This is a genomic window from Lactobacillus sp. ESL0791 (assembly GCF_029433255.1).
In the GTDB taxonomy this organism is placed as follows: Bacteria; Bacillota; Bacilli; order Lactobacillales; family Lactobacillaceae; genus Lactobacillus.
This window is the reverse complement of record NZ_JAQTHU010000001.1, coordinates 421,681-438,385: the sequence shown is the minus strand read 5'-3', so window position 1 is coordinate 438,385 and position 16,705 is coordinate 421,681. Positions and strand designations below refer to the sequence as shown.

The following is a 16,705-nucleotide window of genomic DNA, read 5'->3' as shown; positions in this document are numbered from 1 at the left end:
TATAATCCATCTTCTAATATCAACCTTCCAGATCGCTTCGCTTTTGGTCAAGTCCTCGACTGATTAGTACTAGTCCGCTCCAAACCTCACGGCTCTTCCACTCCTAGCCTATCTACCTCTTAGTCTTAGAGGTGTCTTACTACTTTACGTATGGGAAATCTCATCTTGAGGGGGGCTTCGCACTTAGATGCTTTCAGCGCTTATCCCGGCCATACTTAGCTACCCAGCTATGCCTTTGGCAAGACAACTGGTACACCAGCGGTATGTCCATCCCGGTCCTCTCGTACTAAGGACAGCTCCTCGCAAATTTCCTACGCCCACGACGGATAGGGACCGAACTGTCTCACGACGTTCTGAACCCAGCTCGCGTGCCGCTTTAATGGGCGAACAGCCCAACCCTTGGGACCTACTTCAGCCCCAGGATGCGACGAGCCGACATCGAGGTGCCAAACCTCCCCGTCGATGTGAACTCTTGGGGGAGATAAGCCTGTTATCCCCAGGGTAGCTTTTATCCGTTGAGTGATGCCCCTTCCATGCGGTAACACCAGATCACTAAGCCCGACTTTCGTCCCTGCTCGAGTTGTCTCTCTCGCAGTCAAGCTCCCTTATACCTTTACACTCTGTGAATGATTTCCAACCATTCTGAGGGAACCTTTGGGCGCCTCCGTTACATTTTAGGAGGCGACCGCCCCAGTCAAACTGCCCGTCTGACACTGTCCCCGACCGCGCTTAGCGGTCTAGGTTAGAGTAGCCATCAAACAAGGGTAGTATCCCAACATTGCCTCTGCTAAGACTAGCGTCCTAGCTTCTCTGGCTCCTACCTATCCTGTACATGTTTAACAGCTACCCAATATCAAATTGCAGTAAAGCTCCATGGGGTCTTTCCGTCCTGTCGCGGGTAACCCGCATCTTCACGGGTATTATAATTTCACCGAGTCTCTCGTTGAGACAGTGCCCAAATCATTACACCTTTCGTGCAGGTCGGAACTTACCCGACAAGGAATTTCGCTACCTTAGGACCGTTATAGTTACGGCCGCCGTTTACTGGGGCTTCAATTCGAACCTTCGACTTGCGTCTAAGCTCTCCTCTTAACCTTCCAGCACCGGGCAGGTGTCAGCACCTATACGTCGTCTTACGACTTTGCAGATACCTGTGTTTTTGATAAACAGTTGTTTGGGCCTATTCACTGCGGCTGATCTTGCGACCAGCACCCCTTCTCCCGAAGTTACGGGGTCATTTTGCCGAGTTCCTTAACGAGAGTTCTCTCGCTCACCTTAGTGTTCTCCACTCGACTACCTGTGTCGGTTTCTGGTACGGGTACGCTCTCTCTTGCTAGAAGCTTTTCTTGGCAGTGTGACTACAGAACCTTCGCTACTTTAATTTCGCTCCTCATCACAACTTGTGTTGTCTGTTAGCAAGCATTTCACTCACTTACGCACTTGTTGCTTAAACATGGTTTCCAGCACCATGCGTTCCTTGCCTCCTGCGTCCCTCCTTCGCTATTAACGATTAAACGCAGTACAGGAATTTCTACCTGTTATCCATCGGCTACGCCTTTCGGCCTCGTCTTAGGTCCCGACTTACCCTGGGCGGACGAGCCTGCCCCAGGAAACCTTAGTCTTTCGGCGGACAGGATTCTCACCTGTCTTGCGCTACTCATACCGGCATTCTCACTTCTAAACGCTCCAACTATCCTCTCGGTTAGCCTTCGCCGCATTTAGAACGCTCTCCTACCACGTACACTCTCGTGCACATCCACAGTTTCGGTACTATGCTTAGCCCCGGTAAATTTTCGGCGCAGCGTCACTCGACTAGTGAGCTATTACGCACTCTTTTAATGATGGCTGCTTCTAAGCCAACATCCTAGTTGTCTACGCAACTCCACATCCTTTTCCACTTAGCATAGATTTTGGGACCTTAACTGGTGATCTGGGCTGTTTCCCTTTCGACTACGGATCTTATCACTCGCAGTCTGACTCCTGTGTATACATATCTGGAATTCGCAGTTTATCTGAATTCAGTAACCCCTGACGGGCCCTTCGTCCAAACAGAGCTCTACCTCCATTATGCTCTTCCACAAGGCTAGCCCTAAAGCTATTTCGGAGAGAACCAGCTATCTCCAAGTTCGTTTGGAATTTCACCGCTATCCACAACTCATCCCCGCAATTTTTAACTTACGTGGGTTCGGTCCTCCAGTGAGTTTTACCTCACCTTCAACCTGGTCATGGATAGGTCACTTGGTTTCGGGTCTACATCAACTAACTTACTCGCCCTCTTCAGACTCGCTTTCGCTTCGGCTCCATCTTTTCTGACTTAACCTCGCTAATTAACATAACTCGCCGGTTCATTCTACAAAAGGCACGCCATCACCCTTTAATGGGCTCTGACTACTTGTAGGCACACGGTTTCAGGTTCTCTTTCACTCCCCTTCCGGGGTTCTTTTCACCTTTCCCTCACGGTACTGGTTCACTATCGGTCACAAACTAGTATTTAGCCTTACGGAATGGTCTCCGCTAATTCAACCGGAATTCCTCGTGTTCCGGCCTACTCAGGATCCTACTCGGCTTGCTTGCAATTTCGCTTACGGGGCTCTCACCCTCTCTGGCTTAGTTTCCCAACTAATTCTGCTATCACTCACAATACCTCTTTGTAGTCCTACAACCCCAAATGATAAATCATTTGGTTTGGGCTCTTTCCTCTTCGCTCGCCGCTACTAAGGAAATCGATTTTTCTTTCTCTTCCTGCAGCTACTTAGATGTTTCAGTTCACTGCGTCTCGCCTCATTAACCTATTTATTCAGTTAATGATAATACAATCTCTTGTACTGGGTTCCCCCATTCGGACATCTCCGGATCTCTGTTTACTTACAACTCCCCGAAGCATTTCGTCGTTAGTCACGTCCTTCTTCGCCTGCTTGTGCCTAGGCATTCACCGTGCGCCCTTCTTTACTTGACCTTATTACTTTAAGATCTTACTCTCTCGGTCGCTCTACAATCTGTTCTCTATCTTTATGATTGTCTCGGTTTTTATTATCTTTCTTGGATTATATTCAGTTTTCAATGTACTAACACTTTTTGAGGTATTACCCTCAAAACTAAACAATGTCTCGCTCCATGTGCTTCCGTTGACTGCTTCTTTAGTAGTTTGCCTACTCTTCCACTGTCTTCTTCCTTAGAAAGGAGGTGATCCAGCCGCAGGTTCTCCTACGGCTACCTTGTTACGACTTCACCCTAATCATCTGTCCCACCTTAGGCGGCTGACTCCTTTACAGGTTATCTTACCGACTTTGGGTGTTACAGACTCTCATGGTGTGACGGGCGGTGTGTACAAGGCCCGGGAACGTATTCACCGCGGCGTGCTGATCCGCGATTACTAGCGATTCCAGCTTCATGCACTCGAGTTGCAGAGTGCAATCCGAACTGAGACTAGCTTTAAGAGATTCGCTTAACTTCACAGTCTCGCTCCTCGTTGTACTAGCCATTGTAGCACGTGTGTAGCCCAGGTCATAAGGGGCATGATGACTTGACGTCATCCCCACCTTCCTCCGGTTTGTCACCGGCAGTCTCATTAGAGTGCCCAACTTAATGCTGGCAACTAATAATAGGGGTTGCGCTCGTTGCGGGACTTAACCCAACATCTCACGACACGAGCTGACGACAGCCATGCACCACCTGTCTTCCTGTCCCCGAAGGGAACTACATATCTCTATGTATTGCAGGAGATGTCAAGACCTGGTAAGGTTCTTCGCGTTGCTTCGAATTAAACCACATGCTCCACCGCTTGTGCGGGCCCCCGTCAATTCCTTTGAGTTTTAACCTTGCGGTCGTACTCCCCAGGCGGAGTGCTTAATGCGTTAGCTGCAGCACTGAGAGGCGGAAACCTCCCAACACTTAGCACTCATCGTTTACGGCATGGACTACCAGGGTATCTAATCCTGTTCGCTACCCATGCTTTCGAACCTCAGCGTCAGTTACAGACCAGAGAGCCGCCTTCGCCACTGGTGTTCTTCCATATATCTACGCATTTCACCGCTACACATGGAGTTCCACTCTCCTCTTCTGCACTCAAGAAAAACAGTTTCCGATGCAATTCCCCGGTTAAGCCGGGGGCTTTCACATTTGACTTATTCTTCCGCCTGCGTTCGCTTTACGCCCAATAAATCCGGACAACGCTTGCCACCTACGTATTACCGCGGCTGCTGGCACGTAGTTAGCCGTGACTTTCTGGTTGATTACCGTCAAATAAAGATTAGTTACCCTCTCTATCCTTCTTCACCAACAACAGAGCTTTACGATCCGAAAACCTTCTTCACTCACGCGGCGTTGCTCCATCAGACTTGCGTCCATTGTGGAAGATTCCCTACTGCTGCCTCCCGTAGGAGTTTGGGCCGTGTCTCAGTCCCAATGTGGCCGTTCAGTCTCTCAACTCGGCTATGCATCATTGCCTTGGTAAGCCGTTACCTTACCAACTAGCTAATGCACCGCGGGGCCATCCTTTAGCGACAGCTTTAATAGCCGCCTTTTAAACTTGAAGCATGCGCTTCTCGCTCTTATCCGGTATTAGCATCTGTTTCCAAATGGTATCCCAGTCTAGAGGGCAGGTTCCCCACGTGTTACTCACCCATCCGCCGCTCGCTTATTTTTCTTCCTACCCGAAAGTATTCCGTTAAATATGCTCGCTCGACTTGCATGTATTAGGCACGCCGCCAGCGTTCGTCCTGAGCCAGGATCAAACTCTCATTTTTATCTGTTTGTTTGAATGTTTGCTCATTCGTTTCTGAAATTGTTTATCTCAGATTTATTTGCTTGCGAAATTGACTTCGCTCTTTTGTTTGGGTTCTTTCACCCGCACATTTTGCGAAAACATTGTTCAGTTTTCAAGGTACTACCTGCTGCTTCCTCTTTCAAAAGCAACGTTATTAATAATACTCGTTTGCCAACTGTTTGTCAACAATTAAATATTTTTTGTTTTGGTAAGAATGAATTCCTGCCAAACAACATTTAATACTTTACCCTTTCTTCCTTATTTCGTCAAATCTTAAACATTGTTCGTGGATAGATTTACTTTTAAAATTTTTTTACTTCTAAATAAACAATAAATCGCGTTTTTTCCAATGATTTCATAAATAAAATTACTAAAATATTCGGAAAATCCATTTTTGCCGCCAGTATCGGACGAAAATATTTTTTTAAGCAAGCAAAAAAGACCCAATCTAGGATCTTTTTCGTAGTTAAATTAAACTTTCTTCTTTAGTGATTGTCTTCATCCCGTTCATGTACGGCACCAAAACTTCCGGAACGGTAATGCTGCCATCTTCATTCTGGTAATTCTCAAGAATTGCGGCAACCGTTCGACCGACTGCCAGTCCTGAACCATTCAGAGTGTGTGCCAAGTGCAGCTTGCCATTTTCATCGCGGTAACGAATCTGCGACCGCCGTGCCTGGAAGTCTGTACAGTTGGAACAGCTGGAAATTTCACGGTACTTGTCTTGATACGGCATCCAAACTTCAAGGTCGTAGGTTTTGGCACTGGTAAAACTGGCATCCCCCGTTGACAAAGCAACAACGTGGTATGGCAAGTTCAATTTCTGCAGCAAATGCTCAGCATTGTGGGTCAGCTTGTCCAGCTCATTCCATGATTCCTCGGGTTTACATACCTTGACCATTTCCACCTTGCGGAATTCATGCATTCTAATCAAGCCCCGAGTATCACGGCCGGCAGAACCAGCCTCGCTTCTAAAAGCGGGTGACAGTGCTGTCACGTTGATCGGCAATTTTGCCCCATCAATAATGTCATCGCGGAAATAATTAACCAGCGGCACTTCGGCAGTTGGAATCAAGGTCAAATCAAGTGCTTTGTCGGGATCATCGTTATCCACAATCGTGTACACATCTTCATGAAATTTCGGGAATTGCCCCGTTCCCTGCATTGAAGCATCATTAACCAGATACGGCGGGATAATTTCTGTATAACCTTCCTTGGTATTTTCATCTAAAAAGAAGTTAAACACCGCACGCTCAAGAAGCGCACCCGCACCCTTATAAAAAACAAACCGGGCACCGGAAACTTTCGCACCGCGGTCCCAATCAAGAATATCCAGATCGGTTCCCAGATCCCAGTGAGCTTTTGGCTTAAATGCCAGCTTAGTCGGCTCGTGCCACTTGCGCACTTCTTGATTGTAGCTTTCATCTGGCCCAATCGGATCCGAGTCATCCGGAAAGTTCGGCAGCCGCAGCAAAATGTATCTTTGCTTTTCCTTTAATTCGGCAACCTTATCATCTAGTTCCTTGATTTGCTCGCCGACCGTGCGCATTTCCGTTATTGCCTGACTGGCGTCTTCCTTATTGCGCTTTGCCTGGGCAATCTGCTTAGAAACGTCATTGCGTTTTGCCTTCAGCTGCTCGGTTTCACTTAACGCCGCACGCCGCTTTTGGTCAATTTCCACTACTTCATCCAGTTCTTCCGGCTTAACGCCGCGGGTTGCCAGCTTCTTCTTCGCCCAATCAAGATTCTCGCGAATCACTTTGATGTCTAACATTTTTAACCTCCATTACATAAAAAGAGCCGACTCATTCCCTCATATTGGGACGAATCGGCTCTAAAGATAATTTCGCGGTACCACCCAGTTTCAGCCACTTTAAATGACTGCACTTAATTAACCAGCGTTAACGGTGCCTACCGTGCAACTATTAATTGCCCACATCATAAAATCCGGAAACGACTTTATTCACTTCCACCAACCGTGAACTCTCTGAAATAGTCTTAAGATTTCGTGTTTGCCATTATTTTAAGCCAATCTTCACTTTTGAGCAAATAATATTTCTCTTTATAGGAAAAAAGATGATTGATTTTACGATAATCAACGTCATAAACATAAGTAAAGCCTAAATTTTTAAGCAATCTCTGTGAGCGAAAATTATAGTCAAAGGTCCCTGCCCAAATTTCTTTTTGGTGCAGAGTTTGAAAAGCATAATCTAGCAGCAGCCGCAGAGCCTCGGTCATATAGCCCTGACCTTCAAATGCCCGGTCAAGCAAAAAACCAACTTCTTTAGTCATCGTTAAGTCAATTTTTTCATCAAAACCGCGGTCATATAATTCAACTAGGCCAATCATCTGCCCCTTCTGCTTTAGACAAATGGCTCTGCTGAAAGGACGCGCCATGTATTGCTGAACCGCCTGCTGCGCCTCAGCCAAATTTTGGTAGTGAGCAAAACCAGCAAGACGGCGGTAATGCTGGTCCTGCCCCCACTTTAATAAAACTGCCGCATCTTCTGGTCGAAATGACCGCAGAAAAATTCGCTTTGCGATTAACATTTATTTGCCAAAGAGGTGTTCGAGCCACTTAAGTCCATAATCCAGGCCAAAGCTGTAGGCCGCAATTGTCCACGGCTTGCCTAAAATGATAATCCAGAAATAGGTCCAAGGATTCATATTAGTTAGGCCAGCAAGAAGACACAGCACATCGTCGGGTGCCGCGGGAGCAACAATACAAAGGGCAAAAAACCAGTTAAATTTTTTCTGATTTTTGGTCCATTTCATATATTTATCAAGTGTTTTTTCGGAGACAATATGCAAAATAAAGGGACGACCGTAATAGCGAGCAAGGAAAAAATTAATAATCGAGCCAATACAGATGCCAACATAGTTATAAATAAAGCCGGCAATCGGGCCAAAAAAGATTACGCCGCCAAGAAGCGAAACCCCACCGGGAATTATTGGAATAACGACCTGCACAATTTGAATCAGTGTAAAAACCACCGGCCCAATAATTTTTTTATCAGCAAGATACGCCTTCATCTTTGCCTGGCTAGTAAAAATTCCTAGGCGATACCAATAAATAACTAACAAGATAATGATAATACCGCAAACAACGGTCAGAATATTAATCAACTTGCGACTATTCTTAGCTGATAAGTGCATTATTTTACCTCCAACATTAGTAGCTCAATTTTAACAAAAAAAGGCCTTATTAGGTAATTTTTTAATTAAATAGGCAAATACTTAAGAAAATTTCTTTAAAATTTAATCAATGAATTAGTCATCGTTATCAAGAACAAAGCCAAGAATAAGTAATATAATTAAGTCATTGCAGTGACAAACTGAAGTTCTAGTTTTAAGATATACTAGGAAAGTAAAAAGAGAGGTAATTTTAATGACGACAATCAAAAACGACGTTGTGTATGATAAAGAACATAATTTAACAACAGATATCTATTTGCCAAATGATCCTTCGACAAAGAAAGTGCTGATATTTTGGCACGGCGGCGGCTGGATTCGCGGTGACAAGGCTGATGTTAAAGATTTAGGAAAGAAATTTGCCGACGCCGGATATACTGCGTTCATTCCTAATTACCGCTTGGCGCCAAAGGACACCTTCCCGGCAGCACATGAAGACACGGTGACATTTGTCAAGTGGCTGCTTGATTCAGAATACGCTGACAGCGAAGGCAAAAACGTTGTCCAAATCGGTGCAAGTTCCGGCGGCGTGATGGCCCTCTATATTGCCGGCAAGTATGGCTTCCCGACGGTTACTTGGTCAGCTCCTGTCAACTATTCGGAGTGGATGAAAGAACACGAAAATACCACAGCATCAGTTGACGCCAAAAATGAATTGGGCTTAACCGACGCCAAGGCAATCAATGAATCTTTCTACAAGTACTTTGGCTTAGCCTATGCCGGTCAAAATGATCCGGCCGTTCTTAAGCAGCTAGATGCAAGTTCCTACAATTACGATAATTTAGGCAGCCTGTGGCTGATCAATTCCGCAGATGAATTGTCCCCACTTAAGTATGTCCTGGACTTCATTCAAGACTTGGCTAAGCAAAACCGCGGCTCAGAATTAACCGTTATTCCGGGCACACAGCACGCAATGGCTTATGCCAATGAATACTTGGCAGCTTCACTCGCTTACCTAAAGACAATGAGTAAAAATTAAATTTTCATAGTTGCAAAAGATGAGCCGGTTTTGCTCATCTTTTTTGATCCGCAAAATTAAATTTTAGTTAATGCACGCATTTTTCTGCTTTTTTCACATGAAGCGCTTTATAATAGAAAGAGACTTGATAAAGTTAATTTTTAAAATGAGAGGTAAAAACATGTCAAAATACCAATCAATCAACCCATACACTAACGAAGAATTTGCTGACTACGACAATTCAACGCCGCAGCAAATCGACGAAGCAATCAATCTTGCACATGCCTTGTACAAAAAGTGGCGTCATGAAAGTCCGGAAAGCCGGGCAGCAATTTTGGCAAAAGTTGCTGATGGCTTACGCGCAAATGAAAAAGAGCTAGCCAAGATGATGACTTTGGAAATGGGCAAACGGATTGCCGAATCGCGGGAAGAAGTTGAAATCTGTGCCTCCATCTGTGATTACTATGCGCAAAACGGTCCTAAATTATTGGAGAAGCAGCCGTTAAAAACCAGCCTAGGCACCGCCTACTATTTGAAGCAGGCAACCGGCGTCATCATTGCCTGCGAGCCGTGGAACTTCCCCGTTTACCAGGTAATTCGCGTGTTTGCTCCTAACTTTGTTGTCGGCAACCCGGTTTTGCTGAAGCACGCCCACAACGTTCCCGGATGTGCCGCTTTAACCGCCAAAATTGTCAAGCAGGCGGGCGCACCCGAAGGAAGTTTGCTCAACCTCTTCCCAAGCTACGACCAGTTGGCCGATATCATTGCCGATCCACGTATTCAGGGTGTGGCTCTGACCGGTTCCGAGCGGGGCGGCACTTCCGTTGCCCAAGCAGCTGGGAAAAATCTCAAGAAATCAACAATGGAACTGGGCGGCAACGATGCCTTTATCGTTTTGGACGATGCCGATCCCGAAGTACTGAAAAAAGCACTGAGCGATGCCAGAACTTACAATGACGGCCAAGTTTGCACCTCATCCAAACGGATCATCGTTGTTCAGTCCCGGTATGAAGAGGTTTTGCACGAACTGAAAAATATTTTTGAGAACTTAAAGGCTGGCGACCCGTTAGATGAAGACGTTACCCTGCCGCCAATGAACTCGCAGCGGGCAAAGGATAAGTTAACCGGCCAGGTTAAAGAAGCAGTTGCTGCAGGTGCCAAAGTATTTTACCAGTATCCGGAAATAGATTCTGCTGGTGCCTTCTTCAGACCAACGATTTTAACCGGGATTAGCGAGAAGAATCCGCTGTTTGACCAAGAAATGTTTGGCCCCGTTGCCGAAGTCTTCAAGGTTGCGGACGAAGACGAGGCCATTGCCTTAGCCAACAATTCGAGTTACGGCCTTGGTTCATCAGTCATCGGCAAGGACATCAAACACGCCGAAGAAGTTGCTGCCCAGATTGAAACGGGCATGACCGTGATCAACGGCCGTTGGATCACTTCCGGTGACCTGCCATTTGGCGGTGTGAAAAAGTCCGGCTACGGCCGTGAATTAAGCGAGCTCGGCCTGATGGCCTTTGTCAACGAGCATTTAGTCATTGACGTCACACCGAAATAAACGCTGAAATAGTTAGTAAAAAATACTGGACATTGTCCAGTATTTTTTACTTATCACTATTTTCTTCTGCCGTTTTTCTAAACAAATTATAGGCCGCTAACCCGGTCGTCATTACACTTGCCAAAATCAAAAAGTAGGTCGACGTTCCAATCGAAACCGCATAGGTCAGCAACTGGCTTGTCAGTTTGCGCAGCATCCCCGTATTTGCCCGCGTCACGCTGGAAAGCCTGAACACGATATAAAACAGAAAAAGTGTTTCGACTAATGACAGAATAAACGCGGTCAATTTGCTATTCTTGGTATTTTTAAAAGCATTATAAATGATAATAATCGGAAATAAAATCAGCAGCAGCCAGATAGCATAAATCAAAAATGCGGTAACGGAAGTCTCGCCGGAAGCCAACATCCTGCCTGCGAGGCTGAGCAGCACCTTAGAAATCGACATCGGTTCCGTATAAGAAAGATTGGCAACCGAAGCCCCCGAGCCGGTAAAGAGCACCAGCAGGCTGATAAAGGAGGTTAAAACCACCGAAAGCTGTGAATAATTAAAATGGTGACTGGTTCTTGCCTTATTCTTGTTGAAGTGCGGATTGTTCGCCAGCTTCTCGTTGACCTTTTGTCCATGATCCTCAACCTTATTGAAGGCGTTAGAGCCAACCTGGTTAATCTTTTCGGTCAGCCGTTCGTCAACTGTGTATTGCTCAATCTCATCATTGCGGTCGCAAACAAAGAACAGCCAAGCCAGCAGCAGTAAAAAGCAGATCCAGCCGATTGCCCGGGAAAAGCTCATCACAATCAGCAAAAAGACCCCCAGCAAAAACACTATGGTGGCATTTACCCGAATCCAGGTAATCATCTTTCTAACCGTCGAGTTTTGTTTCTTGGGTTGAAATTCCTGGCGGTATTCTTCCCTTTTGGTAATTTTGCTTGTTTCGGTTGTCTTTTTGCCATCATCCTGGGTTGACCGCTCAACAAAAAACGTTTCCTGATACTTGGCAATATTAAAATTACAATTGGGACAAACCGGCTGGTCCGGCTTAACGGATTGGCCGCAGTGTGGGCAAGTAGTCATAATTCAAGCTCCTTTGATTATTACTGTTACCATTTATCATAAAACAAAATTGTAAATTTACAAAAACAATTATGCTTTCATTGCCAATAAAAAAGATTTGCCCTTGACAGACAAATCTTTTTCGATCTAATTTTACTTAGTTAGTTTCTTTCTTTTTGGCAGGTGAATGCCCTCATAAGTGAGCTTGACACCCGCAGACAAGGTAATCGGCATGATCAAAACTAGGATCAAGAGACCAACAATCACGGCCATTGCCACCTCAATCAGCGTTGGCACACCAGACGGAATCAAGGCCGCAAAGGTGCCGGCAAGAATAATTGCCGCCGAAACGACCACTACGCCGATGATTCCACAGGCTTTTAGAATTCGCCTGCTGGCACTCGCATCTGACAGTTCGCGGTAACGTGTCATCAGGAAAATGCTATAGTCGACACCCAAGGCCACAAGCATGATAAAACTAAAGAACGGCGTATTCCAAGTTAGCATATGCCGCCCAAGCAATGCCTTAACCAGCCACTGGTTGATTGTCAGCGAACAGAAGTAGGCAATTAACAGCGTTCCCAGAATATACAGCGGTTGGAGCAGCGATTGGGTAACGAAGATGAGGGCAATGCCAATGCCAATCAGCATAATTGCTGCTGTCCTGACAAAATCTCTGCTTGCAGTATTTTTGGTGTCCTCAATAATTGAACTCTGACCGCCCATTGCTACGCTGGCTTTAGCCAATTTGGTGCCCGCCAATGATTTTTGCGCCATCAGGCTGAGGTCTTGTGACTTCTTAGTTGCCACATCACCGCTTGGATTGGTTTTGAAAACAACAATGATCATGGCTGACTTTTTATCTGGACTAACATACGCAGTCAGTGCCTGCTTAAACACATCCGAATTAATGTATTCCTTAGGAATGTAAAAAGTATCGGCGGCAGCAGAATCGGCCAGGCCGGTCAGATAAGTCTGCCCTTGGCCCAAACCATTATTAACATCATCCAAGCCCGTCGTTATTTTCGGTGTGCCGGTTGCAAGTTTTCCTGCACCAGAGCTTAATTTGCCGGTGCTTGAATTCAGTTGGCCCAATCCGGAACTTAGTTGTCCGGATGCGGTTGTAAGTTGACCCACAGCCGCCTGCAGCTGATTTAGTTGCACGGCTAAATTATTGTTGGCAGTCATCTGCGCCATTGATTGCTCAAGGGCACCGCCTGCAGCTTTAAGAACCGCAGCTTTTTGTCTGGCACTAAGGCCCGGAATCTTATTAACATTTTTAAGCAGATTCTTTTGATAACTTTGTTTCACCTGCGTCAAACTGCTTGACTGCAGGGATTGAATTCCGCTAATTTGCCCTGCAAGCTGTGAGTTCAAAGTATTAAGGCCAGAATTTACCTGCTGGCTGCCAGACTGCAACTGATCGGCACCCGACTGCAGCCTGCTGGTGCCGGACTGCAGCTCGCTCGCGCCGCTGGAGAGTTTATCCGCACCCGTTGCTAATTTTTTGCTGGCCTTGCCTAATTTATTTAGACCCGTGCGGGCATCATCAACACCGCTGTTAACCGTATTCAACTGGTTTTTAACATAAAACTGGCTGATTGCTTCCCCATACGGCTGAGTAACGGATGATACCATGGCCACGTCCTTATCGGCCTGCAATTTTTGCGTTACCTGGTCAATTAATTTCAGGTCGCCCTCATTATCAAGGCGGTGCTTACTCTTAATATACAGATAGGACGGCTCCGCCATCCCCTTAGAAAAGTGTTTCTGGACAACTAGCAGCCCGGCTTTAGCCGGAACATTATCAGCAATTTCATCTGTATCGTCATAATTCAGATGGCTGGAGTACATCAAGGTAAACGGCAAAACAACTACTGTCAAGACAAGCAGATAAATGATTGGGTGGCTAAGGGTCGCTTTCGACAATCCGTGCCAGAGTTTATCCTTCGTTTCGCCCGTAAATTTTTTAACAGGCCAAAACATCTTTTCACCCAGCACCACCATAAAGAAGGGATTGAGGGTTAACAAGACCACTAGCAAAGTTGCCACCCCGACAGCAACGCCGACGGCCGACTGGTAAATTGAAAACTTAGCCAAGGCCAGAGCAGAAAAACCAATCAGAATTGAAGAACCGGAAAACAGGATGGTTTTGCCAGCGACCTTCAGGGCGTTTTTCATTGCCCCGTATCTGTCCATCCCCTTGCCCAGATTTTCCTTGAACTTGTCATAGAGCAGGATATTATAATCGGTTCCAATGCCGAAGAGCACAATCACCATGAAGACTTGGGTAAAATTGGAAAACGGGAAATTAGCCCGTTCAACTAAATTAGCCACAATTGAAAAAGAAGTAATAAAGGAAACACCGACCGTTAACAGTGAAATCAACGGAACAATCGGTGATCTAAAGACAATCACCAAAACGATGAAGATAAAGATGACTGTGATGATCTCGGTTTTCTTAATTCCCTCTTGAACGGAATTGGAAAAAGCATTTTGTAAAACATCGGATCCGGTAACGTAGGTCCTAATGCCATCGGTCTTTGCAACCCGGGCGAGTTCGCGCTCCACCTGATCAATCGGCGCGTGCTTTTTAGCAACACTGAGCTGCATGATCCAGGTCGTACCGTCCTTTGACTGCAGCCGCTTTTGGGTGGCTAGGTTGTCATTAGGCGCAAGAATCTCCTTGATGCCATACTTACTTTTATGCTGCTTAATATAACTAACAGTATCATTAATGACGCTGCCGTCATCAGCAGTAATCTTGCCCGTTTTTTTATTAAAAACAACCGCCACATCATACGTATTCTTCTTATCAGGCCAGTCATTTTGAATTGTTTTAGCAACCTCACTCTGGACATTACGCGGCAGCGAAACATTCGCATGCTGCTGCGTCAGCTGAGAAACATTTGGCAGGAAAACTAGGGCAAGTACCACAATCACCAACCAAGCAATCATTGACAAAACATGATTTTTAAAAAATTTTTGCACGATTTATTTTCCTTTCTACTATTAAGCCGCTGGCTGAACCAGCCGTAAAATCATCTCGTGATAATTTCGATTATCTTTTTCATCATCTTCATCTTTGAAAAATGTTGCCTTGTCCAAAAAAACATAGCCCAGTACCGAACCAAGCAAGGCATGGAGTGAAACCATGCTAGTATTTTTTAGGTTTAACTTTTCAGCTAAAGCGATAATATTAATAATTTCCAGCGTAATGGCATCCTCTCCCGAATATTCATTCAAATGGTAAAGAATGCTGAACAGGGCCGGATCATGTAAAATAAACGACCGGACAACATCTGCAAACTTCAGCAGTGCATTGCTACCGGCAAAGCCGATCAATTGGTCAACCAATTCACGATGCAGAAGCTTAATCCGGCTTGCCCCGACAAGCGACAGCAGCTGCTTTCTGCCCGACACATAATGGTAAAGCGATTGTGACCGAACCCCAAGAGCTTTCGCCAGATTGGGCAGCGTTGTCTTTGTCAGACCCTGCTCACAGATCAGCTTAGTTGCCTCCTGAATTATTTTATCCAAGTCAAGATTACGCTTATGAACCATTCTCATCCCTCCGTAACTAAATTTTGCTTCCCCAATAATAGCACTACACAATGAAGAATACAATTTACAAATTGTAAATAATTTGCTGCTGCTTTTGCTGGTTCAGGAATGCTTAATGGCAGTTAATCCGTCAATATTTGCTGTTAAGCAGAAAAGTAGCCAAAGGCAGTGTAAATGCGCTAAAATTAGTAAATAGATAGTTAACGCTTTCAAAAATTAATAGATTACTTACAAGCGTTAAAGGGGATAGCCGATTTGACTATCCTTTTACTTTGCCAAACTAAAAAGTGTCTGGGAAAAAACTCTAATTTTTATAGATATGCCTTAAACACATCTACAAAAATCGAATGCTTCTGGAATTATTTTTAACTTAGATAAGTTTTTTGCAGCATAATCCGATTAATTATTTATATCCAAAAAGGAACGTTAATATTAAAAACTAACGTTCCTTTTCGTATCTAGTTTTTTCCCAGACACTTCTTTGCTAAAAGCCGCGACGCTCGTTTATATGAATCACCTTATCTGGATCTTCCATAGCGAGCAGTCTTGTTCTTTCTTCCAAAATTTTAAACAATCTTGCTTCAGAAAATGATTGTGGTTCTAATTTTTTACTATTAACGTCGTTGCCTTGATCTTTTTTGACCATTGTTAAACCCTCAATTGTAATGAATGAGTAATAATTAGTTGTCTCTTATTTTATTATAACATTTTATTTACGGATGAGCCCAAATTTTTAAAATTATTATCATGTTCACACCAAACTGCCACGCAGTAGACACGCCTAGCAGATTGCACAAGGGCCACGGCGGAATTACCGTCACCAAGCGCACACACATTGGCAGGCAGATTCTTGGTCAATTGAATCTTAAACTTAGTAGATCTGATAAGCGACAGAGCCAAATCAGAATATTGCCTATTCAAAACTTTTCCGTGATAAAGCCCGACCATCACTTTGTTTAAGTCCACAGCCGTCGTCGTTGCCCGCAACTGTTTGCTTCGTACAAAAACCGTCGTGTCCGTTGCCCCCAGTTTATGTAAGAAGGCGGTTATTTTTTTCGGGCCGATTTTCCTAACAAAGGCATTGGCAGCCGTGCGATTGCCTCGCATCATTGCCTGCCGCAGATAGGTGACGCCGTACATCATGCCTTTCTGCAGGAACTTTTCCCCTTTGACACGATCGGCTTTGGTTATTTTGATCACCGTATGCGGATTAAACCTGCCCGTTTGTTCCTGGTAATAAATCGCTGCCAGTAAAAACAGCTTGGCTGTTCCAGTAACTTGGTGGGTTTTAGTCGTATTAGCAACCCGTGCAAATTTATCCGAACGCAGATCTTGAACCGCAACCTGGTAACTGTCATCTAGACCCATCGCCGACTTAATTGCCCCTGCCAATTCACGATTACTGCCCTTGGCAATTTTAATATGGTTGCTGTATTCAACCGTGCCCAGCTGGGGTTCTTGCCTTTTTTGGGCTTTTTTATTTTTAATGATTTTACTTGAAGAAGGGGTAATTACTTTGATTGAAGCATTATTTATGCGTCGCAAATTGGCCGAATAAAGAATGAAAGCGACAAGTGTGGCTGCAAGAGACCCGATAAGTACTTTATTTTTCATGAT

Annotated in this window: 10 protein-coding genes and 2 rRNA genes; 2 read left to right on the top strand and 10 right to left on the bottom strand. The window is 45.0% G+C overall.

Annotated elements, in window-relative coordinates; genetic code table 11:
* Positions 1-43 precede the first annotated feature (43 nt).
* From PT285_RS02125 to PT285_RS02105, 5 genes are all read right to left on the bottom strand, one after another.
* Positions 44-2,956: ribosomal RNA gene (locus tag PT285_RS02125) — 23S ribosomal RNA — on the bottom strand.
* A 220-nt stretch (positions 2,957-3,176) separates the two neighbouring features.
* Positions 3,177-4,745, bottom strand: a 16S ribosomal RNA gene (locus PT285_RS02120).
* Together the 16S and 23S rRNA genes form the textbook arrangement of a ribosomal RNA operon.
* A 486-nt stretch (positions 4,746-5,231) precedes the next feature.
* Entirely contained in the window at positions 5,232-6,539 is a 1,308-nt protein-coding gene (gene serS, locus PT285_RS02115) for a serine--tRNA ligase (RefSeq protein ID WP_277147533.1), read from the bottom strand.
* 224 nt (positions 6,540-6,763) lie between these two features.
* On the bottom strand, positions 6,764-7,315 hold the full coding sequence (locus tag PT285_RS02110; protein WP_277147531.1) for a GNAT family N-acetyltransferase: 552 nt from the start codon (positions 7,313-7,315) through the stop codon (positions 6,764-6,766).
* Entirely contained in the window at positions 7,316-7,921 is a 606-nt protein-coding gene (locus PT285_RS02105) for a TVP38/TMEM64 family protein (protein WP_277147529.1), read from the bottom strand.
* Between the two features lie 232 nt (positions 7,922-8,153).
* Here PT285_RS02105 and PT285_RS02100 point away from each other — a divergent pair, with 232 nt between their 5' ends.
* Both PT285_RS02100 and PT285_RS02095 read left to right on the top strand, forming a co-directional pair.
* Positions 8,154-8,936, top strand: a complete 783-nt coding sequence (locus PT285_RS02100; protein WP_277147528.1) for an alpha/beta hydrolase — start codon at positions 8,154-8,156, stop codon at positions 8,934-8,936.
* Positions 8,937-9,096: 160 nt separating this feature from the next.
* Positions 9,097-10,473 (top strand): NAD-dependent succinate-semialdehyde dehydrogenase, encoded by a 1,377-nt coding sequence (locus PT285_RS02095; protein WP_277147526.1) that lies wholly within the window; start codon positions 9,097-9,099, stop codon positions 10,471-10,473.
* A gap of 46 nt (positions 10,474-10,519) precedes the next feature.
* On the opposite strand, the gene PT285_RS02090 is transcribed toward PT285_RS02095, so the two are convergent.
* The 5 genes from PT285_RS02090 to PT285_RS02070 form a co-directional block, all read right to left on the bottom strand.
* Complete coding sequence (locus tag PT285_RS02090) at positions 10,520-11,545, bottom strand: zinc ribbon domain-containing protein (protein ID WP_277147524.1); 1,026 nt, start codon at positions 11,543-11,545, stop codon at positions 10,520-10,522.
* A gap of 132 nt (positions 11,546-11,677) precedes the next feature.
* A complete protein-coding gene (locus PT285_RS02085) occupies positions 11,678-14,515 on the bottom strand; it encodes an MMPL family transporter (protein WP_277147522.1) in 2,838 nt (945 codons plus the stop codon).
* Positions 14,516-14,536: 21 nt separating this feature from the next.
* Positions 14,537-15,088, bottom strand: coding sequence for a TetR/AcrR family transcriptional regulator (locus PT285_RS02080; RefSeq protein WP_277147520.1), 552 nt, complete (start codon positions 15,086-15,088; stop codon positions 14,537-14,539).
* A gap of 484 nt (positions 15,089-15,572) precedes the next feature.
* Positions 15,573-15,734: a hypothetical protein gene (locus tag PT285_RS02075; RefSeq protein WP_277147518.1), complete on the bottom strand. Its 162-nt coding sequence runs from the start codon at positions 15,732-15,734 to the stop codon at positions 15,573-15,575.
* A gap of 53 nt (positions 15,735-15,787) precedes the next feature.
* Positions 15,788-16,702, bottom strand: coding sequence for a serine hydrolase (locus PT285_RS02070; RefSeq protein ID WP_277147516.1), 915 nt, complete (start codon positions 16,700-16,702; stop codon positions 15,788-15,790).
* Between the last annotated feature and the right edge of the window lie 3 nt (positions 16,703-16,705).

Coding starts and splice junctions, on each gene's coding strand:
- serS (WP_277147533.1), bottom strand. CDS start 6,539: ATGTTAGACATCAAAGTGATTCGCGAGAATCTTGATTGGGCGAAGAAG.
- PT285_RS02110 (WP_277147531.1), bottom strand. CDS start 7,315: ATGTTAATCGCAAAGCGAATTTTTCTGCGGTCATTTCGACCAGAAGAT.
- PT285_RS02105 (WP_277147529.1), bottom strand. CDS start 7,921: ATGCACTTATCAGCTAAGAATAGTCGCAAGTTGATTAATATTCTGACC.
- PT285_RS02100 (WP_277147528.1), top strand. CDS start 8,154: ATGACGACAATCAAAAACGACGTTGTGTATGATAAAGAACATAATTTA.
- PT285_RS02095 (WP_277147526.1), top strand. CDS start 9,097: ATGTCAAAATACCAATCAATCAACCCATACACTAACGAAGAATTTGCT.
- PT285_RS02090 (WP_277147524.1), bottom strand. CDS start 11,545: ATGACTACTTGCCCACACTGCGGCCAATCCGTTAAGCCGGACCAGCCG.
- PT285_RS02080 (WP_277147520.1), bottom strand. CDS start 15,088: ATGGTTCATAAGCGTAATCTTGACTTGGATAAAATAATTCAGGAGGCA.
- PT285_RS02075 (WP_277147518.1), bottom strand. CDS start 15,734: ATGGTCAAAAAAGATCAAGGCAACGACGTTAATAGTAAAAAATTAGAA.
- PT285_RS02070 (WP_277147516.1), bottom strand. CDS start 16,702: ATGAAAAATAAAGTACTTATCGGGTCTCTTGCAGCCACACTTGTCGCT.